The following is an 18,623-nucleotide window of genomic DNA, read 5'->3' as shown; positions in this document are numbered from 1 at the left end:
CTTAAAACAATAGTCGTTTCAATAAACTTCTACTTTGTTAACTTCAAAGGAAGAGTATTAATTGAAATACCGGTAGTCTACTGGCTATTCGTATCACCATTAATAATTTTCACCTATATATTCAATAATTCTTAAGAATTTTGGAAAGGTGTACTTATAAATTACGATATTCGAACTGGTGAATATTCTAACTTAATAAAAACTATGATTCGGGTAATCTCTATCCCAATTGCGTTGGATTTGGTGGTTACGATGCCGATTGTTATTTTAAGCAACCCGAACAATATCATCTTCTGTATCGTCTTTTACCTAACATCTCTATCTATTTTAATGAGCTTTTTCCTAATATGGTCAACACTTTTTCCAATTAAAGTTGGGTCATATTTCCAAATGAAAGGTAATACTTCATTTCTCGGCCACCTTGCCTCCACATTATTAGTCGTAATTACCTATAAAAAGGGCTTTTATCTGTTAGTTCCTTTATACATGATTATTACATATATCACCTTTAAAATAGGTAAAAATCTTTACCGTAATAACAGGAAAGAAATATTTCAAAAAATATTAATTAATTACAATGATTATGCAAACACTTATAGTAATATGCACACTTATTGGGGTCGTATTTTATATTAGAAAAGCTCGTAAGTCAGTTTGATAACTAGCATCAATAATTGTTGATACTTGCTATATCAATTCAAGCAAATTCAGACCAGTACGCACTGTAGATATTATTACTTGAGATCAAATTGCCTTTGCCATATACTTATTATTCACTTATCGATTAGCTTTAATTTACCGAAATCAGAAACGATTTTATATTAGATATACAACATTTTCTCCTGAATGTTCCTGCAACTAAGTTTAAACAAAACCTTTGGGTGTTATCTTCAGGACGGGTGCATTTTATAGATTAAGCCGCAGACCGGGGCGAAATTTCCTAAATGCAATTCTTTTATGAGCAATTCAATCAGGCATGTTTTATTTAAATAAAAATAAAAAAAGATCTTTTTTATAGCTTAGCGTTATATTTTTAAAAACACAACGATGGTCGAAAACAAACCGACATGTCAAAAAACGCGATCATTCTATGAAAAAAGCTTTCCTTACCTTTCTCCTTTTCTTAATGCTTACCCAGGCTTTTTCCCAATCAACCGGCAATATTAAAGGTAGCATCACCGACAATTCAAAAGCCCCGTTGGAGCTGGTGAATATTATTCTTTACAAAACAAATTTCAGCGCCACCACAAATAATAAAGGCCAATACAGCATCAATAATATTCCTGCCGGAAACTACCAGGTCATTATTTCGCACATCGGCTATAAATCTGTTAAACAGCATATACTCGTAAAAAACAATGACACTACTGAATTTTCCTATACGCTTCAGGCCGGCGTTATTAAGATATCTGCTGTTGAAGTACAAGGCGAAAGAGGCGTAGGAAGCATCAAAGCGTTACCCGAGATCGGCGGAACAAATATTTATTCGGGCAAAAAAAATGAAGTTGTTTTGGTTGACAGCGTCAATGCAGATATCGCACAAAATAAAGCCCGCGATGTGTTTGCAAAAGTACCGGGTATCACGTCGTGGGAGTTGGATGGTTCTGGCACTCAAACCAGTGTAGCGGCAAGAGGATTAAGTCCGCACAGATCATGGGAGTTCAATGTGAACCAGAATGGCTACAATGTTAATAACGATCTGTATGGTTATCCCGAGGCCATGTATAACCCGCCGTTGGAAGCCGTACAGCAAATTGAGCTCATCAGGGGATCAGCCGCTCTTCAATATGGCCCTCAGTTTGGAGGGATGCTCAATTATGTAATTAAACAACCCGATACCACGAAGTCATTAAGCATTGAAACCGAACAAACGTACGGCTCGTTCAATACCTCAAATTCCTTTGCTTCGGTAGGTGGAAAAAAAGGCAAGCTCACTTTTTATGCTTTCTTTAATTACCGTAGCAGCGATGGATGGCGCCTTAACTCCAACTATAATTTCCTGAATGCTTATGCAAGTTTGCACTATAAGCCAACAGCTAAAATTGATATTGGCCTTGAATACTCAAGAGAAAACTATATGCAGAAATTTGCTGGCGGGCTTACCGACGCGATGTTTGCTGCCGATCCGCGCCAATCAACCAGGAGCAGAAATTATTTTAACCCGATAATCAACCTCCCCGCTTTACTTTTTAATTACGCCATCAATAATAAAACACTATTGAATGTAAAAGCCTATACTTTTTTTGGGCAAAGAAACATGGTTATTGCCAGCCCGGGCTTAGCCACCAATGCAGATACCATCAGCAAAGCTACAGGCTCCTACGCGCCAAGAGAGATAAACAGGGACTTTTACAACAGCTATACTGTTGATGCACGAATGATAAAAAAATACGATCTGTTAGGCCATGAGAGTGCCCTATCGGGCGGCTTAAAATATTCCAACGCTGCTACAAACAGAAAACAAAACGGAGAGGGAAGTACAGGAACTAATTTTGACCTTACCCAAACCGGCAATTACGGTATTGCCCTGCTCTTTAAAACAATAAACTACGGCGCGTTTCTTGAAAACCTTTTCCGCATCACCGATAGGCTATCCGTTACCCCCGGCATCAGGTATGATAACCTCAAATCAACTTTAAACGGAACGGAATATAAAGTATACAAAAATTTCAACCCCGTATCGCTTTCAACCTCCAGGAACATCGTGCTGGGTGGAATCGGTGCGCAGTATAAGATCACTGAAAGCATTAATATTTATGGCAATTACTCGCAGGCATACAGGCCCATCCTTTATGCAAATCTTATCATCGGGTCGAGCACAGCGGTGATCGACCCGAATTTGAAAGACGCGAGCGGCCATAATGCAGATATTGGCGTTCGGGGAGGGGTTAAAAAGATATTGAACTTTGATCTAAGCGTATTTGAACTGAAGTATAACAACAGGATAGGAAATATAACGCTGACTGATGGCAACGGAAAACCCTACACCTACACCACCAATGCCGGCAATGCGCTCACCAAGGGAGTGGAAGCTTTTGTTGAGGTTCACCTGCTTAATTTCAATACCGAGGACACTAACAGTGATCTTTCCATATTTTCTTCTTACGCTTATAATCACGCCAGGTATTTGAATGGCAAAGCAGGCGTGGTTAATCTGACTGGAAAAACGTTGGAAGACGTTCCTCAATTTGTTAGCCGCTCGGGCATAAATGGCTCTGTACATAACCTCTCCGCTACCTTTTATTATTCATACGTTGGCGGATCATGGTCAGATGCGAATAATACAGCTGCTACCAAAACAAGTCCCAATATAGGCTATGTCCCACGATATCACGTGGCCGATTTTGCCCTGGGCTATAAGTTTTCCGACAAGTACAACATCAGGATCGGTATCAATAATCTGACAGATAATAAATACTTTACCCGCCGAACAGAAACGCTCGTTTACCTTGGCAATGGTATATTACCCGGCGACGGAAGATCATGTTATGTTACATTAGGTGCTAAATTCTGACAGCAGGATATCAATCCTGTTTTTGAACAATCGATGTCCAACCTATCTCCGCCGACCAATAGTTCGTATGCCTGCTTGCAAGATTGCTAAAATGCGAACCACATAGTTTAGACCGGCAGGGCGCCATTGTTCTTTTCCTATTCACCAATTTCGCGAGTTTAGCCCACCGCCGGGATAAAAAGTAAAGGCTATACAAGCGGGCGGATTTGTCTCGTCTTTAGAGGAGCCATAACTACAAGATCTTTTATTTGTAACAGACATTCATTATGTTTTATAACAAGTTCATTGATTATCAACTATAGCATAAATAAGTATCAAAGGCCATCAAACCGAAGCGCAATATATGTGCCCTATACGGCGCCCGTCCTGAATATCATAGATATAAATGCCGGGGTAATCGTCTCCTCATCCCGACTTGAAAACAACAAAAAAGCATATCTGCACAGTAGTTTTACTGTTTGGATATGCTTTTTTTATTTAAACAAATGCTTATATGCCGTAATTGATAATTAGAAATTTACGGAATCATCTACTGGTTGTAATTTTAAACGTTTCCGGTCTTTCCAGCCTTTTATCCAATCTTTTGCTGGAATTTCAATGAAAAAATAACAGGCAATTGAAATACAAATAAGCGCAACCAAAAAGGTATAAAATTGTAGTTCGGGATTTACAACCCGTATTTTTTGAAGAAAAAGCTGAGGAAAGATTTCATTGGATGTTGAAGGATGTACGCTGGCAATGCTCTTGTAAACAGCATGGTATTGATTGTACTCATCAAAACTGTTATATTAGGATTAAACTATTAACATCTAACTAAATGCTCAATTCTTCAACTATCACTATTGAAACAGAAATAGGGGAACAAGAAATTTATATAAGTCCTTTTTTATTACAATCGGAAGAGCCGCCCAATCTTAAGTCTGGAACTATTGAGAAACTTTATTTTTATAAAGATTTAAATGACGATGCTTATAAAGCAACTTTGGCTCTTGAGCCGATGAGGCACCAGTTTAAAACAGATGATTATATACTTAATTTAGGTCAGAATTTTGAAAACTATTATTTGGGTAGCTTTCATATTGATTTTAAAAACCGGCGCTGCCGGCAATGGGAAGGCAAACCCAATATGCTTACAGAACAAGACGTAAAAAACCTGGGCGAAAACCTTTTTAATCCAAATGTTAAATCACGGCAATTTACTTTATTTACACCTACCCGCCCTTCTGATTTTAACACCGGAAGATTAAAATATAAGATATAGATAAGGCCAATCATTAGATCCCGCCGGCATCCATTATGGCTAATGCGCTCAAACCCTCAAAGCACCCTACTGGTCGAAGTTTAGCGCCAGCGTAACTCCGTCCCCCAATAAAGTAAGCATCCTGCTTGAAATCTGAAGCATTACCCGGAGATTCCGCCAGATAAAAATAAAGCCTTACTATACCATAAATTCAACCAGTGAACTTAAACCATATAATGCGTCGGGAACTCAATACCACTTGTTTTAGCCACATTGAATATCTATTTTAGCATCGCATAATACTAACCTTATCCATGCTACGTTACTTTCGCCTTATCATAGTTATTTTACTACAATTACTAATATTGGGTTGTAAGGCCCAGAACAAGCATACCATTTTTCCTCCCGAAAGTTTTTCAGTTATTGAAGCAAAATTACCAGACGGGAGGCCTGTTGTTGGATCTGTTAACACCGCCTATAAAAATTACGGCGAAAAGAAAAGCTATCCGTGGTGCCTGCAAATTCACGTTGCGCTTAAGCATGATAGTGTTATGAAAAATGGGCTACCGCTTGAGTCAGAAATAGACGTTGCTAATACGCTTGAGGACGAATTAATCAATGAAACGGGTAAAGTAGTAACCCTGCATTACATTGGCCATGTCTATAACGATTCCTTCTTAGATGTTTATGCTTATATTGATCATCCCGAGAAAGCAAACGAATATCTTCAGAAAAAAACAAAAGCGCCCGATGTAAAGCGAGAGTTTTCATTTGAAATAAAACAGGATAAAGAATGGGTAGAGGTTAAACCGTTTTTAGAGTAAGTACATGACCTCTTATATTTGAGTTCCCAACTCAAGCGACAGTGCAAAAGAAAAACTCAAACCCTCAACGCCCCTCTAAACCCCCGGGCAGCATAATATGACTCCGCCCCATTATGGTAAATAAATATGGTGCCATAACGAAAATCGGCAAAAATGGCTCCGCCGAGCTCCCTAATATCGGCCGGTGTTTTGATCCAGCTTGAGGTTTTGGTATCAAACGTTCCAAGCTTTTGCAATTCGCGGTATTGTTCTTCATTTAAAAGTTCAATGCCCATATCCTTCGCCATTTCAACAGCGCTGTTTCCGGGCTTGTGTTCTTTTCTGGCTTCCAGCGCTTCATGATCGTAGCAAACACTTCTGCGGCCTTTGGGGCTTTCTGCAGCACAGTCGAAAAAATATATTCGTCCGTATTTTTATCGTAAGCAACAACATCGGGTTCTCCGCCGGTTATTTCCATTTCATTAAGTGGCAATAGTTTTTCGGTATCGGCTTCCAGCTTTGCCTGTACCCCGGCCCATTCTATGCCGGTGTGGCGATTCATGTTTTTCTCAAAACGGGTTTTTAGTATGCCGATAAGTTCTTTCTGTTGTTCTGGTGATAGCTTCATATTTATTGCAGGTTATGGTTTATTGGTTTTTAGGTAATTTTTCAATTCCCCTCTTGAGAGGGGGCGCGTAGGACAGCGCGGTGGCAGGGGTGTGTATGCGATTGCCTTTTCAAAGCAGCAACACACCCCTACACCCCTCTCGAGAGAGTAATAGCCCATCAAGAGGCAGTAGCCATTTTGTTAATTAAAAAGTTAAACACCTGGTTATTGCCTCTATTGTTATATTTAAATGTGAACTCATTCAGGTATGATTGCAAATGTCTGAGCGATACTTTATGGTATTGACCATATATCCCCCGTTTTAACAATGTCCAAAAGCCCTCAATCGTATTGGTGTGATACTCTCCCCGGGCATACTCTTCTTTTTCCTTGTTTAATACCTGATGTTCACGGAATATTTTATTTAAACCGGCATATCCACCAAAGCCGTCCGTTACAATAGTAGCATCTGTGCTCACTGATTGTTCAACAATGGGTTTGAGCGTTTTCCCATGTGCCTTATCTATGACCTGAAGCTTTAGACGGCCATCCCGCTCCAATAACCCAATCACGGGCTGTTTATCCTGCATGCCGGTGACCTGCAAATTATTATCGCGCCTTTCCTGCCGCTTTTTCTTTGAGTGATTGGCTTTTTTACCACCTAAATAAGTCTCATCTACCTCAACAATACCCTTAAACAAACCGCCATCCCCGCCGTCCCGCATGGCTTCCCGTATCCGCATCTGCAAATACCAGCCTGTCTTACGATTGCATCCCAGATCCCTGCTTAACTGACGTGCAGATAACCCCTTTTTCGCATTCAGCATTAATGAAATAGCCAAAAACCATTGCGGCAAAGGAAGTTTGGTGCCCTCGAAAACAGTGCCGACCAAAACGCTATAGCTGCGGTTACAGCTATTGCAAATATGCCGTTGGCTTTCCTGGCGCTTGCTGCTCCGTTTGCTGTTGCAATACGGGCATTCTGGCAATCCTTGCCATCTTAATCCTTCAAGATAGTCTATGCAACTGGACTGATCTGGAAAACGCTTAATCGTCTCTATGATATTCATTATCATAAATATACAAATTATTCCTGCCTTTTCATGGGCTATTACTCTCGAGAGGGGAATCGCACAGGCCTCCGCTTTTTATTCTTAAAAACGGGCTGTATTACAAATCATTCAATCCTTTACCGTTAAGGATTTGCGGCATCCATTTTTCAACTCTTGCCTCGCGGGTTGAGGCTTGTTTGGGTTGGGAAAAATGAAGCAGATACGCTTTTTGCCGTCCGGGTGTTAATGCTTCAAATGCGATTTTAAGGGCGGGTATGGTATTTAATTTTTGTTGAAACTCCTGAGCGACCGCAAAATCTTTCGTCTGCTTTAAATTTACTTTTAGTCCTGCCTTTTCCACCTCAATGGCTTCATAAATATACGCTTTCAGGATACTCCTTTGCCCGGCTATTTCACCGGCATTGGTAAACCTGATTTGCCGCGCAGCTTGTACGTTTTCGGTTTGCTGAATAAGGATGTTATGGGTATCACTTAATAAAGCTCCCTTGAAAAATAAAAGCGCGCAATATTCTTTAAATACATGGATCAAAACGATGTTGCTTTCCCGAAAGGTATAACAGGGACAGCCCCATTTTAATTCTTCGGTCAATCCGCAATCAAGAACAATCGATCTTAATTGCTCTACTTCTTCCTGCCACTTCCCGGCTTTATTAAAATAAAAATCAACTTTGGGGTTCATATCGTTCATTTATTGGTTTCCCGAAATTACTTTTCTTTCGGCAGGTCTGAAATACCATGATATTACAGTAAGTACCAGTAATAGCAGCGCGGGAAATATCTCAGCTATAGCATTCCCCGCTGCGATATGCGAAAAAATCGCGCCCGACATAGCAAAGAAAAAACCCGCGTACGCCCATTCCTTTACCACCGGAAATTTAGGAATCAATACTGCTATAACACCCAAAACTTTCCAGGTGCCCAATATAGTTAAAACATAACCCGGATAGCCTAAATGCGTCAAACTGTCGGCCCCTCCTGCCCCGGCCTTCGCTTTTAATAACTGTACCATTCCTGTTGATATCATCCCTAAAGCAAGCCAGATGGTAGCTATCCAATAGATAATTTTATTCCGTTTCATGATATGTGTTATTTCAATTTGTTTACTACTTCCTGCAGGCGGTTATGGGCCATATTTATACCATAGGCAAAAGGCAGCTTAAGCATTTGGTCCCTCAGTTCGGGCGTTCGGTAAACCACATGCATATTGAGCTTGCTGGTATCGTCAGTTAGTTTTTCAAACTCCAGGAACTCGAGTTGTACATCAAAAGGCGCGTTATCCATTTCAAACGTACGGGTGATCTTTTGCCGGGGATAAACTCATGAATTGTTCCGTTGGCTTTGAACACTACATTCCCATGCGGATCTTTTGTTTCAAATTGCCAGCTGCCGTGCTTTTTATTTTCAAGCTTCAGCACTTTTGTTCCCATCCATTGCTCAACAATTTCGGGCTCCATGTAGGCTTTAAAAAGCAGTTCCACCGGTAAGTCAAACACTCTTGTAATGGTTAAATCCTGTTTGCCGTTTTCAGCGTCTATTTTTGTTTTTTGTTCCATGTTATTTGCCTTTATAATTTTTCATAATAGTTTCTAATTTGTTGAACCTGTCTTCCCACATTGCGCGGAACGGTTCGATGAAGTCGGCCACATCTTTCATTTTTTCTGCATTGATATGATAGTAAATCTCCCTGCCGTTTTGCTCCTGTTTAAGCAGCTCGCACTCGGTAAGTATTTGCAGGTGTTTGGAAACGGTGGGCCGGGCGGTGTCAAAGTTTGACGCAATTACACCAGCAGTCATCGCTTGTGTGGCAACTAGTAAAAGGATGGCCCTTCGGGTTGGGTCGGCTATGGCTTGAAATACATCTCGTCTTAAATTCATCATGTAGCTATTTGACTACAAATATAAATGTAGCCATTTAACTACGCAAGTTTTTGTTTTATTTTTTTACTTGAACCTTTATCTGATGGCCCTGAGTATCAAGCCTGAATATCTGTCAAAAACACATTAATTTATTTTCTGAACGTAATAAAACGAGCCGATTGCTTATTTTGTAATACATTCTTAACACGCCTTCGCTTAAAAAAGTGTAATTTTATACCTTCTTAGCAAGGTTATACTACTGGTAACAGTAAACTATAATAATTTAATGGGTATGAATGCCATTCACAATAAAGATATTGGGACCAAACAAAAAGCGCTGGCCATTAATCTTAACCCCGAAATTTATGGCTCATTTGCCGAAATAGGTGCCGGACAGGACGTAGCAGCAAACTTTTTTAAAGCCGGGGCATCATCCGGTACCATAGCCAAAACCATGTCGGCCTATGACATGCTTTTTTCAGATGCCATTTATGGGGTACAACAAACCCGCCGTTATGTAAGCGAACCGCGGCTGATGGCCATGCTTGGTCATGAATATGGCCTGATCATTGAACGCCTTGGTACGCAGCGTGGTGACACTTCAACTTTTTTGCTTTCGCGGATACCATATCGGCCCTCAATTACAACAAAACAAATGAAGGCCACGGTTGGATGGGCGTACGCTTTCAGCTTGAGCCGAACGGGCAGTACAATGATGTGGTGATCCATGTTAAGCTGCTGGATAACGATAATAACCTGCAACAGCAAGCTGTGGGGATATTAGGTGTAAACCTGATGTATGCCTGCTTTTATTATAATGAGATTCCACCGGTATTCCTGCTTTCGCTGATGGATAACCTCTCGCGCGACAGGATCCAGATAGACATGATCCGCTTTGAAGGACCAAACTTTACCAAAGTTGATAACCGGCTCATGAGCCTTCACCTGGTAAAATACGGCTTTTCGGATGCGGCGCTGTTTGGGCCCGATGGTAAAAACCTGCAACCATCCGAAGTTTTATACAAAAAGCATATCGTAATGGTGCGCGGCCGTTTCCGCCCGGTTATCAACGTACATATGGATATGCTGAACACCGGTGTTAAACAGTTTTTACAGGAATCGGATGTTGATAAGGAAAACGTTGTTGTTGTTACCGAGCTTACCCTCCAGGCCCTGAAAGAACGTAACGCCGATATCAATGCCGATATAGACGAGAAGGACTTTCTCGACCGTGTAGACATCCTCGGCTCACTGGGCCAAACGGTGATGATCTCTAATTTTCACGAGTATTATAAATTGGTGGCCTATCTTTCAAAGATCACCAAACTTAAAATGGGCGTGGTACTTGGTTTCCCTAACCTGGAGTACATTTTCTCGGAAGAACATTATAAAGATTTGCCGGGCGGCATTTTGGAATCGTTCGCTACGTTGTTCAGTCGTAAGGTAAAATTGTTTATATATCCTACCCTGCGCGATGGCGTGATCTGGAATTGCCTGCGTTTTTACCTTCCGCCACACCTGATTGACCTGTACCGCTACCTGATAGCCAACAATAAGATAGAAGACATCAGGCATTATAACGAAAACAACCTCAACGTTGAAACCGACAATGTGCTTGAGCTGATAAAACTGGGCGCCGATGGCTGGGAAGAGTTTGTGCCGCCCGAAGTTGCTACCATAATCAAAGAACGCCGCCTGTTTGGATATGCCTCCGGGTTAGAACCGGTAAAAACACTTGATGTGCCTCCGGTGGATGGTGATCGTACAGAAATAGATATAGCTTAAAGCTAAAAGCATAAGGCGAAAAGCCAAGGGCCCGGAGCTTGCTCTATATAAAAGGGGCTGGTGAATTATTTCACAGCCCCTTTTTTCACTTTACTCATGTATCCTGAATTACTACGGCAAAACAGAAGGCTTTTGCCCAAGAATATATTTAATCCTTTCAGACTGGCCCGAAGTATCTGCTTTTAAGTCGAGAGACTTGCCATTAAGTTGTTGATAATTAACAGCGACGCTATTACCAGACGATGTAGTTTTAATCACTTCCACCGATTCAATATCCGAAGGGATCTTCGCGCCAAACCAATGATCGTCATCCTGTTGCTTCCAGGTTACTAATGTAAATACTTCGTTAGTTCCAACTGTTTTGTTTCCATCAATTGCCGATTTCAAAGCCTGGTCATTCCCGTAAAGTGTTGAGGCTGTTCCTTTGGTCTTATTAACAAATGAAGTGATTACCTTCAAACCATCGAGGTTATATTTCGGGGATGATGGCAGCGCGGCTTTGGTATTGTATAATTCAACCGGTTTGTTATCGGAGCAGGCCGCAAACATTAAGCTGCATACAGCAAATAAACTATATAATGCTTTCATGGGGTTAGTGTTTAATTGGTTGGGTAAATACAAAATCTTCGGCAGCCATCGGTTTGTGGCAATTCGTACATTCTGTGGTAAACATGACATTTGCACCGCCGTACGGCACCATTTTCGGGGTCTTAAACCTCGCCCATCCCCAGCCAAAGGTAGATGCATATTTTTTATCGTCTTTTATCATGTACTCCACCTGCTTAAACTCGCCGGTATGGGTGGTCCCGTCTTTATCCTGTAGTTGTGCCCAGGCCACTTTGGCAAATATGGCGCCGTTTGGCCAGGGGTGGATCTTGTTTTCTTTGATTGCTTTCACGGCAATATCATTACCGAAGATTACACGCAGGGTATTATTATCAAATCGTTCAGTTGTACTGATAGGCTGCCAGTTTTTATAATCGGGGATATAAGAGATGCCGTTGGCTGCTGTTGGCAATTTGCTTATTGCTGTTTTGTTTTTTTGCCAATGCTGATATTGCCTGTCGGCGGCATTGATAACCGCCGTATCGGCAGGCTTGCTGTGCACCATTGAAGCAAGATAGTTCTTCAAAACAGCAAGATCGGCTGCAGATACTTTTGCGCCGGTATGAACAGCGGTATAACCCGGCAAAGGCATTGCTCCGGCTATTATCTGATTTACCGACTCCCAGAGTTTGCCTTTCTGATCGGCCGGCGCGAGCCTATTCCATTCGGAAAAATTAAGGTCGGCCCTGCCCTGTTTGATATGGGATGCCACCCCCAGTAAATAGGAACTATTTTATCGTACCAGCGTAAATTGGTATTGTTTGAATGGCAATCATAACAGGCACGTTGAATAACAGCCTTAACATCTGCCGGGGCTTCCAGGTCGCCCGTTACCGGCGGGTTAGGAACATCCGGGCGCATAAACTGGATGCACAAAAAGCCTGCAAATAAAATCAGGATGATAAGGAACGCTTTTCTGTCGATACAAGGGTTTTCTGTTGGTTTTCATAGCCATTCGTTTGCAATGCAAAGAAAACGACAATCCTTTATAATAAATGTAACAATTAGTTGGGCGAGTGCAAATAATCGTTAAATAAGGAAAAAAGGAAGTTGAGACTACAAAACATGTCATTTTGATGCTTCACCTCCTGATATTTCAGCTTCGCCCTGCTATATGAGTATCACCAATAAATATTAAATTAGCTTTACCTGATGGATAAAACCGAAAAACGCATTTGTTTGTATAGCTCGCTGCTCGTCGGACTCATGATGAATTCGGGCAAACTGCTGGCCCTGCGCGAAAACGGCATCATAGCCCGCTACTGGCATTTCAACCTGGGCGAATGGAGCTTCCAGCTTCTGTATAACATCGTTTTCTGTTTTTTGATGTTTTATTTGAATTTAAAGGAAGGTGGTACGCTTTCTGTATTCCGCAATCAAAAAAGCATGTGATGTATGTGCTGGCCAATATTATTATTGCGGTGCCATCCATTGTCGTCGGGGTCATTTTACAACGCGTTTTATTTGTTTATCAAAGTGTTCCGGGCGGCCTTGCACTTGGGTATTTTACCCGCTTTGCCCTAAGCATCATACTGATTAGCATCGTTATAAAAATAATTTTATTGCTGCGCGAAGCAAGGATGAGGGAAACAGAAAACCAACTATTAAAAAACGCGCGGATGCAGGCCGAACTTGAACTGCTTAAAGAACAAATGAACCCGCATTTCCTGTTCAATTCATTAAGTAGCTTATCGGGAGTAATTGGCGAAAACCCGGCATTAGCACAGCAATATGTAAAAGAATTATCCGCCGTTTTTCGTTATGCGCTTATTAAGGGAAAAACAAACCTCGTAACGCTGCAGGATGAGTTGACAATGCTCCGCTCATTTGCACAGCTTATAACCCTGCGTTTGGAAGATGCCTTTAAGCTTGATATCAATGTTGATAGCGCCCGGCTCAATAATGAACTCCCTCACCTCTCCTTGCAACCCCTGCTTGAAAACGCCGTAAAACATAATGCGGCAACCATTACAAAACCACTAACAGTTAGCATTTATATGGAGGGTGATCTGCTCGTTATCAGTAATAATTTACAAGAGGTCTCCTCGCCCGAAAACAGTAACGGCATAGGGCTGGCCAACCTGAACGAACGTTTCAGGATCATGACAGGCCGGGAGATAGAGATCATAAAAACGGCCGGCCGGTTTATTGTTAAATTGCCCTTGAAAGTATGAGACCCCTACGTGTAGTTATAGTTGAAGATGAAGCGGCAACAGCCCGCAACCTCGCCCGTTTATTAACTGCAATAGATGATAAAATAGCTATAGCTGCCACGCTCCCATCAGTAGCAGAAAGTGTGACCTGGTTCAGTGATCAGGCAAATAGTTATGACCTCATATTTATGGATATCCGCCTGGCCGACGGCATATCTTTCGATATTTTTAAGCAGGTGGCTATTACCAAACCTGTAATTTTTGTTACTGCTTATAATGACTATGCGCTTCCTGCTTTTAAAAACAACGGCATCGATTATATCCTAAAGCCATTTGATGAGCAGGAAATAGCCCGCGCATTGCAAAAACATAATGATTTCTTTGCATCGAACCGGGATGAAGCTCCTGCTTTGGCAGTTGAAGCAATGCTTCAGCAGATTAGCCTTCTTACTCGTTCCTACAAAAAATCGTTCCTCATCCATTTTCGTGAAAAACTGATCCCGGTTGAAGCTATTAAAATAGCCTGGTTTTATACCACTAACGAAATTGTTTATGCGCATACTTCAGATGCCCGTCAATACATTATGGAGTTCACCATGGAACAGTTGGAACTGCAGCTTGATCCGCAGCAGTTTTTCCGCGCCAACCGCCAATTTATTCTTAATCGCGATGCTATAACCGAGGTAGATTTCTATTTCAACGGCCGATTATCTATCAAAGTAAAGCCGGAACCGGCCGAAAGCATACTTATCAGCAAGGCCCGCGTTCCCGAATTTAAAAGCTGGATGAACCGCTAAGCACTTCGCCCCCTGCTTTTGCAGCTTCACCTGGATTTGCCCTGCCCTCCCCCATTTTTCCTTCCACTTTTGTAATGCCGACGCGGGTAGATATGTGTCGGCGGATATCAAAATAGTCAAGTCACTGTTTACGTGTCTCACACAAACTTTAAAACATTAAAAAATGAAACATCAAATTGGCCCATACCGAATTTACATCCTGCTGTTTCTGTTGATACTGGTTACAATCGAAATTATCTGGAGCTGGAAAAAAGACCGGGGCGCTTACGAGGTTAAAGAAACGTTTGCCAACCTGGCTGTATTTGCCGGCTTCCAGTTTTCCAAATATCTTTTTGCCGGTTACCAGTTAGCTGTATTAGGGTTTTTCGCCGGCCTTTCACCTCTAAAAATGCCGCATAACGTTTGGATATTTTCATTAACCTTCATCACAGTCGACTTTATTTATTATTGGTTCCACCGCATCTCGCATGTTTGGAAACCGCTTTGGGCATTTCATCTTATACACCACTCGGCTATGCACATGAACTTAACGGCAGCTTACCGGCTCAACTGGTTTTCGGCAATTATCAGTCCGCTGTTTTTCATACCTGCTGCATTGCTGGGCTTACCTACCGATTTCATCGTGATCTCCTACGTGCTGAACCTGGCCTATCAGTTCTTTTTACATACCGAAGCTGTAGGCACGCTCGGCATTATTGAGCGGGTAATGGATACGCCTTCATCGCACCGGGTACATCATGGGAGTAATCCAATCTATATCGATAAAAACTTTGGGGGAGTATTTATCATCTGGGACAGGTTGTTTAACACTTATCAACCCGAAACCGAACCTGTAAAGTACGGCTTAACGACCGGTTTTTTGAGCTATAACCCATTTAAACTGGTTTTGCAGGGTTTTGTCATTTGGTTTAAACCAGCAAGTTCATCCGCGGTAAAAGAAAGTTCAACGCTGCCTTTGGAAGCTTCACCCCAAAAGTAAAAACCCGTTACCGACCCAATAGTCATACCTGTAAAAATCAAATTTAAATCATTGAAATCATGAAAAAGATCATTTTAATCCTTTGCCTCGCTGTCGCAGGCATCACCAATGCAAATGCTCAAACGGTAATTGTAATGCGCCCGGTACGCCGGGTGGTGGTAACACCGGCACATACAGTTATTGTTAGACCCGTAAGGCGTGTTGTTGTTGCCCGCCCGGTTGTTGTAACCCGCCGCCGGGTGGTGGTGGTACACCATTAAATCAGTATAAAATCAAATCATAAACCATACAAAAAAACAACGTTATGAAAACCTCTTTAAAAGCAAGAAAAATATTATTTAGCCTGGCAGTAACTGCCGGCCTGGCCGTGATCATATCATCATGTAAAAAGGATAACGCATCAACCACAGAAAATACAACGGTCACCGAGGCCGATGCAGCCGAGCTGACTACAAATGCCATTGTGCCATCAAGCGGTGGCTTTGCGGTACAGGTAAACAGCTCAGTAACCGTTTATAAAACCGTAAAGCTAAGCTGCGGCATTGCAAAAGACTCATCTATTACCAAATCAAGTGCAACAGGAGTAAGCCCATCATATAATTATACGTTGAGCTGGAATTACCTGCTCAACTGTTCGGGCGTTGTTCCTAACGATCTTACCTTCAACTTTACCGGCAGCAGCAAATATGACGGGCCACGTATGTCATCAGAGGATAGCTGTTCCGGAGGTTTTGTATTAACAGGACTGGCCCCAACGGCACCTGCTTACGTGCTTAATACTACCTATACCCGTGATGGCAGCCAGGTATCGAAGATCGGCCGCAATTATTCTTTCAGCAGCAAATTAATTATTAAATCGTCAGATATCACGGTTGATAAAACCAGTCTCAAAATTTTATCCGGAACAGCAACGGTTACCATTAGCGGCGCTTCATCATCAGGCAAAAGCTTTAACTTTAATGGTACTATTACGTTTAATGGCAATAACAAAGCAACACTGTTATTAAACAGCGGTGCATCCTACAACATTCAATGGTAAACAATATGAAAAAGCTCTTCAGTTTAATAACGGTTTTAACCTTCACACTTTTTATTGGATCTGTCTTTGCGCAAACCGGTGCCGATCTGAAAAATAAAACACCCGAACAGCGTGCACAATTTCAAACCGAGATGATGACGACTAAGCTCGAGCTTAGTCCCGATCAAACCTCCAAAGTGCAGGCCATCAATTTAAAATACGCACAAAAAATGGATCCGATCATTAAAAGCGATGCCGGGCGGTTCTCTAAATTTAAGCAGGCGAAAGCATTGTTAAAGGAAAAGGATACCGAACTGAAAGGCGTGTTCACCGCTGACCAGTTTAAACAGTACCAGGACTTTGAAGCAGAGATGCGGGATAAGATGAAGGAGAAAAAAGAGGCAAAACAGTAAGGTTTAAAAGGCAGGACGCAATTTTTTCCTAACGCACCTTAAAAATCATCCAAAAATGAAAACGAGACTTTTCCTACTTCTAACGCTTATCAGCCTTTGCGCTATCCCGGCCAGTGCTCAATACAATTTTACCAAAGTTGATAACTGGCTAAATGACCACGCATCCGAAATGGGTGGCCGGGTGGTGCTTGTTGTTTATAAAGATGGCAGGGTGGTTTACAATCACGCAGTTAATGATATGAACATGAGGCAAAAATTTGTTGGCCGCATGATAGCCCGCAAACAAGGCAAAAAGGCTGATCTGGATGATTATACGTCTACCTCAAAGGTGGCTATTGCCAGCTGCAGCAAATGGCTTAGTGCCGCTTTAGTGATGACCTTTGTTGATGAGGGAAAGCTAAAATTGACCGATACAGCCGGCAAATACTTGCCTGTACTATCGCAACATGGCAAGGGGGGCATCACCATTGGTCAATGCCTGTCGCACCAAACCGGGATCAAGACGCCGCCATTAAAAGAAAGTTTAGAAGATATGCGCCAGGACAACTCGATGGATGATGCAATAGCCGATATAGCAGCCTTACCGATGGAAGGTACACCCGGCAAGGTTTTTCACTACAGCAATGCCGGCTTGCAAATTGCCGGGGCTATCATCGAAAAAATCAGCGGCAAAAATTTTGAAACCTTATTTGCCGAACGTATTGCCAGGCCGCTTAATATGCAGCATACTGATTTTGGAAATGCCAAAGTAGCCCTGCCCGCGGGCGGGGCCTACAGTACTACCGAGGATTACCTGAGCTTTTTAACCATGATCATGAACCGGGGCGTTTTTAACGGAAAGCGTGTCCTGAGCGAAAATAGTATAGCCCGGATGCAGGAAAACAGGATTACCGCCGACGTTAAGATCGCCTATTCACCTGCCGAGGCCGGAGGTTTAGGTTACGGTTACGGCGAGTGGGTGTTTGATGCCCATACCGTAAGCAGTCCGGGGTTGTTCGGGAGCTTTCCGTGGATAGACAAGGATAAAAAGTACGCCGCCTTTATGATGACTTTTTATATTAAAAGCGATGGCAGGCAACAGCGTTATCGCGAACTGAAACAACTGGTGGATGAAGCAGTAAAATAGTAGTTTTGCAGCCATGAAGCTGTATATAAAAAACATGGTTTGCAGCCGCTGCAAAATAATGGTGAAAACCGAGCTGGAAAAAGCCGGGCTGCAGCCTGTTTCTGTTGATCTTGGTGAGGTAGAGATTAAAGAAGGCCCTAACCCGGCTCAGCTCAAACAATTGGAGACATCGTTAAATGCACTTGGGTTTGAACTCATCGATGATCAAAAGAGCCGTATTATTGAACAGATCAAAACCCTCATCATTGAGCATGTGCACTACGCCGAAACACAATCGCCCTTGAAGCTTTCGGCGTTGCTTACTTCAAAACTTAATTATGATTATGGGTACCTGAGCAACCTTTTTTCGGCTGTAGAAGGTACAACCATCGAAAAATACTACATAGCCCAGCGTATTGAAAAAGTGAAGGAGCTCCTGGTTTATAATGAACTTAGTCTTTCCGAAATCGCATTTCAATTAAGCTATAGCAGCGTTGCCTACCTATCCAGCCAGTTTAAACAGATAACCGGGATGACACCATCTGCCTTTAAAGCCCTTCAGGGTAGTAAACGCACAAACCTGGAAGATATATAAAGCACGAATTTTATTCTGCAATGGTTTGTATAACCCGATCAAATTGTGCCCGGCTTTGCTGAGTGATTTAAATCCGGG

23 protein-coding genes and 1 pseudogene are annotated in these 18,623 nt (G+C 42.1%); 14 read left to right on the top strand and 10 right to left on the bottom strand.

The window, feature by feature from the left end:
* Positions 1-1,090: 1,090 nt before the first annotated feature.
* The 3 genes from ACRQ5D_RS08610 to ACRQ5D_RS08600 all read left to right on the top strand — a co-directional run bounded on the left by ACRQ5D_RS08610 (position 1,091) and on the right by ACRQ5D_RS08600 (position 5,578).
* Positions 1,091-3,514, top strand: a complete 2,424-nt coding sequence (locus ACRQ5D_RS08610; protein ID WP_091174913.1) for a TonB-dependent receptor — start codon at positions 1,091-1,093, stop codon at positions 3,512-3,514.
* Positions 3,515-4,331: 817 nt separating this feature from the next.
* Positions 4,332-4,775 (top strand): hypothetical protein, encoded by a 444-nt coding sequence (locus tag ACRQ5D_RS08605; protein ID WP_091174911.1) that lies wholly within the window; start codon positions 4,332-4,334, stop codon positions 4,773-4,775.
* Positions 4,776-5,068: 293 nt separating this feature from the next.
* Positions 5,069-5,578 (top strand): DUF695 domain-containing protein, encoded by a 510-nt coding sequence (locus tag ACRQ5D_RS08600; protein ID WP_091174909.1) that lies wholly within the window; start codon positions 5,069-5,071, stop codon positions 5,576-5,578.
* Positions 5,579-5,634: 56 nt separating this feature from the next.
* Here the strand turns inward: ACRQ5D_RS08600 and ACRQ5D_RS08595 are convergent.
* The 7 genes and pseudogenes from ACRQ5D_RS08595 to ACRQ5D_RS08565 all read right to left on the bottom strand — a co-directional run bounded on the left by ACRQ5D_RS08595 (position 5,635) and on the right by ACRQ5D_RS08565 (position 9,112).
* Positions 5,635-6,119: pseudogene (locus ACRQ5D_RS08595) on the bottom strand (DUF4256 domain-containing protein).
* Positions 6,120-6,343: 224 nt separating this feature from the next.
* Positions 6,344-7,234, bottom strand: coding sequence for an IS1595 family transposase (locus ACRQ5D_RS08590; RefSeq protein WP_189549506.1), 891 nt, complete (start codon positions 7,232-7,234; stop codon positions 6,344-6,346).
* Positions 7,235-7,334: 100 nt separating this feature from the next.
* The gene (locus ACRQ5D_RS08585) at positions 7,335-7,925 is read right to left on the bottom strand and encodes a DUF1801 domain-containing protein (protein WP_091174905.1); all 591 of its coding nucleotides are present in this window, start codon (positions 7,923-7,925) and stop codon (positions 7,335-7,337) included.
* Entirely contained in the window at positions 7,926-8,315 is a 390-nt protein-coding gene (locus tag ACRQ5D_RS08580) for a DoxX family protein (protein WP_256337545.1), read from the bottom strand.
* A gap of 8 nt (positions 8,316-8,323) precedes the next feature.
* Entirely contained in the window at positions 8,324-8,518 is a 195-nt protein-coding gene (locus ACRQ5D_RS08575) for a hypothetical protein (RefSeq protein ID WP_256337544.1), read from the bottom strand.
* Entirely contained in the window at positions 8,464-8,790 is a 327-nt protein-coding gene (locus ACRQ5D_RS08570) for an SRPBCC family protein (protein ID WP_256337543.1), read from the bottom strand. Before ACRQ5D_RS08570 ends, ACRQ5D_RS08575 begins: the two co-directional genes overlap by 55 nt.
* A 1-nt stretch (position 8,791) precedes the next feature.
* Positions 8,792-9,112, bottom strand: coding sequence for an ArsR/SmtB family transcription factor (locus ACRQ5D_RS08565; RefSeq protein WP_090532792.1), 321 nt, complete (start codon positions 9,110-9,112; stop codon positions 8,792-8,794).
* 274 nt (positions 9,113-9,386) lie between these two features.
* Between ACRQ5D_RS08565 and ACRQ5D_RS08560 the strand changes: the two genes are divergently transcribed.
* Positions 9,387-9,818, top strand: a complete 432-nt coding sequence (locus ACRQ5D_RS08560; RefSeq protein ID WP_431199407.1) for a hypothetical protein — start codon at positions 9,387-9,389, stop codon at positions 9,816-9,818.
* On the top strand, positions 9,767-10,879 hold the full coding sequence (locus ACRQ5D_RS08555; RefSeq protein WP_431199406.1) for a TonB-dependent receptor: 1,113 nt from the start codon (positions 9,767-9,769) through the stop codon (positions 10,877-10,879). The genes ACRQ5D_RS08560 and ACRQ5D_RS08555 overlap by 52 nt, the downstream gene beginning before the upstream one ends.
* Before the next feature lie 111 nt (positions 10,880-10,990).
* On the opposite strand, the gene ACRQ5D_RS08550 is transcribed toward ACRQ5D_RS08555, so the two are convergent.
* Genes ACRQ5D_RS08550 through ACRQ5D_RS08540 form a run of 3 tightly spaced genes read right to left on the bottom strand, consistent with a single transcriptional unit; the run spans position 10,991 to position 12,361 of the window.
* A complete protein-coding gene (locus ACRQ5D_RS08550) occupies positions 10,991-11,467 on the bottom strand; it encodes a hypothetical protein (protein ID WP_091174897.1) in 477 nt (158 codons plus the stop codon).
* 4 nt (positions 11,468-11,471) lie between these two features.
* The gene (locus ACRQ5D_RS08545) at positions 11,472-12,197 is read right to left on the bottom strand and encodes a cytochrome P460 family protein (RefSeq protein WP_431199405.1); all 726 of its coding nucleotides are present in this window, start codon (positions 12,195-12,197) and stop codon (positions 11,472-11,474) included.
* On the bottom strand, positions 12,098-12,361 hold the full coding sequence (locus tag ACRQ5D_RS08540) for a heme-binding domain-containing protein (RefSeq protein ID WP_432328655.1): 264 nt from the start codon (positions 12,359-12,361) through the stop codon (positions 12,098-12,100). The genes ACRQ5D_RS08545 and ACRQ5D_RS08540 overlap by 100 nt, the downstream gene beginning before the upstream one ends.
* 276 nt (positions 12,362-12,637) lie before the next feature.
* On the opposite strand from ACRQ5D_RS08540, the gene ACRQ5D_RS08535 reads away from it, so the two are divergent.
* The 9 genes from ACRQ5D_RS08535 (at position 12,638) to ACRQ5D_RS08495 (ending at position 18,545) form a co-directional block, all read left to right on the top strand.
* The gene (locus tag ACRQ5D_RS08535) at positions 12,638-12,877 is read left to right on the top strand and encodes a hypothetical protein (protein ID WP_432328654.1); all 240 of its coding nucleotides are present in this window, start codon (positions 12,638-12,640) and stop codon (positions 12,875-12,877) included.
* Positions 12,877-13,659 (top strand): sensor histidine kinase, encoded by a 783-nt coding sequence (locus ACRQ5D_RS08530; protein WP_432329732.1) that lies wholly within the window; start codon positions 12,877-12,879, stop codon positions 13,657-13,659. The genes ACRQ5D_RS08535 and ACRQ5D_RS08530 overlap by 1 nt, the downstream gene beginning before the upstream one ends.
* Entirely contained in the window at positions 13,656-14,435 is a 780-nt protein-coding gene (locus ACRQ5D_RS08525) for a LytR/AlgR family response regulator transcription factor (RefSeq protein ID WP_091174892.1), read from the top strand. Before ACRQ5D_RS08530 ends, ACRQ5D_RS08525 begins: the two co-directional genes overlap by 4 nt.
* 163 nt (positions 14,436-14,598) lie before the next feature.
* Positions 14,599-15,414: a sterol desaturase family protein gene (locus ACRQ5D_RS08520; protein WP_091174889.1), complete on the top strand. Its 816-nt coding sequence runs from the start codon at positions 14,599-14,601 to the stop codon at positions 15,412-15,414.
* A 59-nt stretch (positions 15,415-15,473) separates the two neighbouring features.
* The gene (locus ACRQ5D_RS08515) at positions 15,474-15,674 is read left to right on the top strand and encodes a hypothetical protein (RefSeq protein ID WP_091174887.1); all 201 of its coding nucleotides are present in this window, start codon (positions 15,474-15,476) and stop codon (positions 15,672-15,674) included.
* Positions 15,675-15,718: 44 nt separating this feature from the next.
* A complete protein-coding gene (locus tag ACRQ5D_RS08510; RefSeq protein ID WP_091174885.1) occupies positions 15,719-16,453 on the top strand; it encodes a hypothetical protein in 735 nt (244 codons plus the stop codon).
* Positions 16,454-16,458: 5 nt separating this feature from the next.
* Positions 16,459-16,845, top strand: coding sequence for a hypothetical protein (locus tag ACRQ5D_RS08505; protein WP_143020883.1), 387 nt, complete (start codon positions 16,459-16,461; stop codon positions 16,843-16,845).
* A 55-nt stretch (positions 16,846-16,900) separates the two neighbouring features.
* Positions 16,901-17,971, top strand: a complete 1,071-nt coding sequence (locus tag ACRQ5D_RS08500) for a serine hydrolase domain-containing protein (protein ID WP_091174879.1) — start codon at positions 16,901-16,903, stop codon at positions 17,969-17,971.
* Positions 17,972-18,029: 58 nt separating this feature from the next.
* Positions 18,030-18,545: a helix-turn-helix domain-containing protein gene (locus tag ACRQ5D_RS08495; RefSeq protein WP_432328653.1), complete on the top strand. Its 516-nt coding sequence runs from the start codon at positions 18,030-18,032 to the stop codon at positions 18,543-18,545.
* Positions 18,546-18,623 lie beyond the last annotated feature (78 nt).

The organism is Mucilaginibacter sp. P25, assembly GCF_050859465.1.
Taxonomy (GTDB): domain Bacteria; phylum Bacteroidota; class Bacteroidia; order Sphingobacteriales; family Sphingobacteriaceae; genus Mucilaginibacter; species Mucilaginibacter gossypii.
The sequence above is the reverse complement of the archived record's forward strand: the minus strand, read 5'-3'. Positions and strand labels throughout refer to the sequence as shown.

What these genes read in the sequence shown, in the direction of transcription:
- ACRQ5D_RS08610 (WP_091174913.1), top strand. Translation starts at nt 1,091, where the DNA reads ATGAAAAAAGCTTTCCTTACCTTTCTCCTTTTCTTAATGCTTACCCAG.
- ACRQ5D_RS08605 (WP_091174911.1), top strand. Translation starts at nt 4,332, where the DNA reads ATGCTCAATTCTTCAACTATCACTATTGAAACAGAAATAGGGGAACAA.
- ACRQ5D_RS08600 (WP_091174909.1), top strand. Translation starts at nt 5,069, where the DNA reads ATGCTACGTTACTTTCGCCTTATCATAGTTATTTTACTACAATTACTA.
- ACRQ5D_RS08590 (WP_189549506.1), bottom strand. Translation starts at nt 7,234, where the DNA reads ATGAATATCATAGAGACGATTAAGCGTTTTCCAGATCAGTCCAGTTGC.
- ACRQ5D_RS08585 (WP_091174905.1), bottom strand. Translation starts at nt 7,925, where the DNA reads ATGAACGATATGAACCCCAAAGTTGATTTTTATTTTAATAAAGCCGGG.
- ACRQ5D_RS08580 (WP_256337545.1), bottom strand. Translation starts at nt 8,315, where the DNA reads ATGAAACGGAATAAAATTATCTATTGGATAGCTACCATCTGGCTTGCT.
- ACRQ5D_RS08575 (WP_256337544.1), bottom strand. Translation starts at nt 8,518, where the DNA reads ATGGATAACGCGCCTTTTGATGTACAACTCGAGTTCCTGGAGTTTGAA.
- ACRQ5D_RS08570 (WP_256337543.1), bottom strand. Translation starts at nt 8,790, where the DNA reads ATGGAACAAAAAACAAAAATAGACGCTGAAAACGGCAAACAGGATTTA.
- ACRQ5D_RS08565 (WP_090532792.1), bottom strand. Translation starts at nt 9,112, where the DNA reads ATGAATTTAAGACGAGATGTATTTCAAGCCATAGCCGACCCAACCCGA.
- ACRQ5D_RS08560 (WP_431199407.1), top strand. Translation starts at nt 9,387, where the DNA reads ATGAATGCCATTCACAATAAAGATATTGGGACCAAACAAAAAGCGCTG.
- ACRQ5D_RS08555 (WP_431199406.1), top strand. Translation starts at nt 9,767, where the DNA reads ATGGGCGTACGCTTTCAGCTTGAGCCGAACGGGCAGTACAATGATGTG.
- ACRQ5D_RS08550 (WP_091174897.1), bottom strand. Translation starts at nt 11,467, where the DNA reads ATGAAAGCATTATATAGTTTATTTGCTGTATGCAGCTTAATGTTTGCG.
- ACRQ5D_RS08535 (WP_432328654.1), top strand. Translation starts at nt 12,638, where the DNA reads ATGGATAAAACCGAAAAACGCATTTGTTTGTATAGCTCGCTGCTCGTC.
- ACRQ5D_RS08530 (WP_432329732.1), top strand. Translation starts at nt 12,877, where the DNA reads ATGTATGTGCTGGCCAATATTATTATTGCGGTGCCATCCATTGTCGTC.
- ACRQ5D_RS08525 (WP_091174892.1), top strand. Translation starts at nt 13,656, where the DNA reads ATGAGACCCCTACGTGTAGTTATAGTTGAAGATGAAGCGGCAACAGCC.
- ACRQ5D_RS08520 (WP_091174889.1), top strand. Translation starts at nt 14,599, where the DNA reads ATGAAACATCAAATTGGCCCATACCGAATTTACATCCTGCTGTTTCTG.
- ACRQ5D_RS08515 (WP_091174887.1), top strand. Translation starts at nt 15,474, where the DNA reads ATGAAAAAGATCATTTTAATCCTTTGCCTCGCTGTCGCAGGCATCACC.
- ACRQ5D_RS08510 (WP_091174885.1), top strand. Translation starts at nt 15,719, where the DNA reads ATGAAAACCTCTTTAAAAGCAAGAAAAATATTATTTAGCCTGGCAGTA.
- ACRQ5D_RS08505 (WP_143020883.1), top strand. Translation starts at nt 16,459, where the DNA reads ATGAAAAAGCTCTTCAGTTTAATAACGGTTTTAACCTTCACACTTTTT.
- ACRQ5D_RS08500 (WP_091174879.1), top strand. Translation starts at nt 16,901, where the DNA reads ATGAAAACGAGACTTTTCCTACTTCTAACGCTTATCAGCCTTTGCGCT.
- ACRQ5D_RS08495 (WP_432328653.1), top strand. Translation starts at nt 18,030, where the DNA reads ATGGTGAAAACCGAGCTGGAAAAAGCCGGGCTGCAGCCTGTTTCTGTT.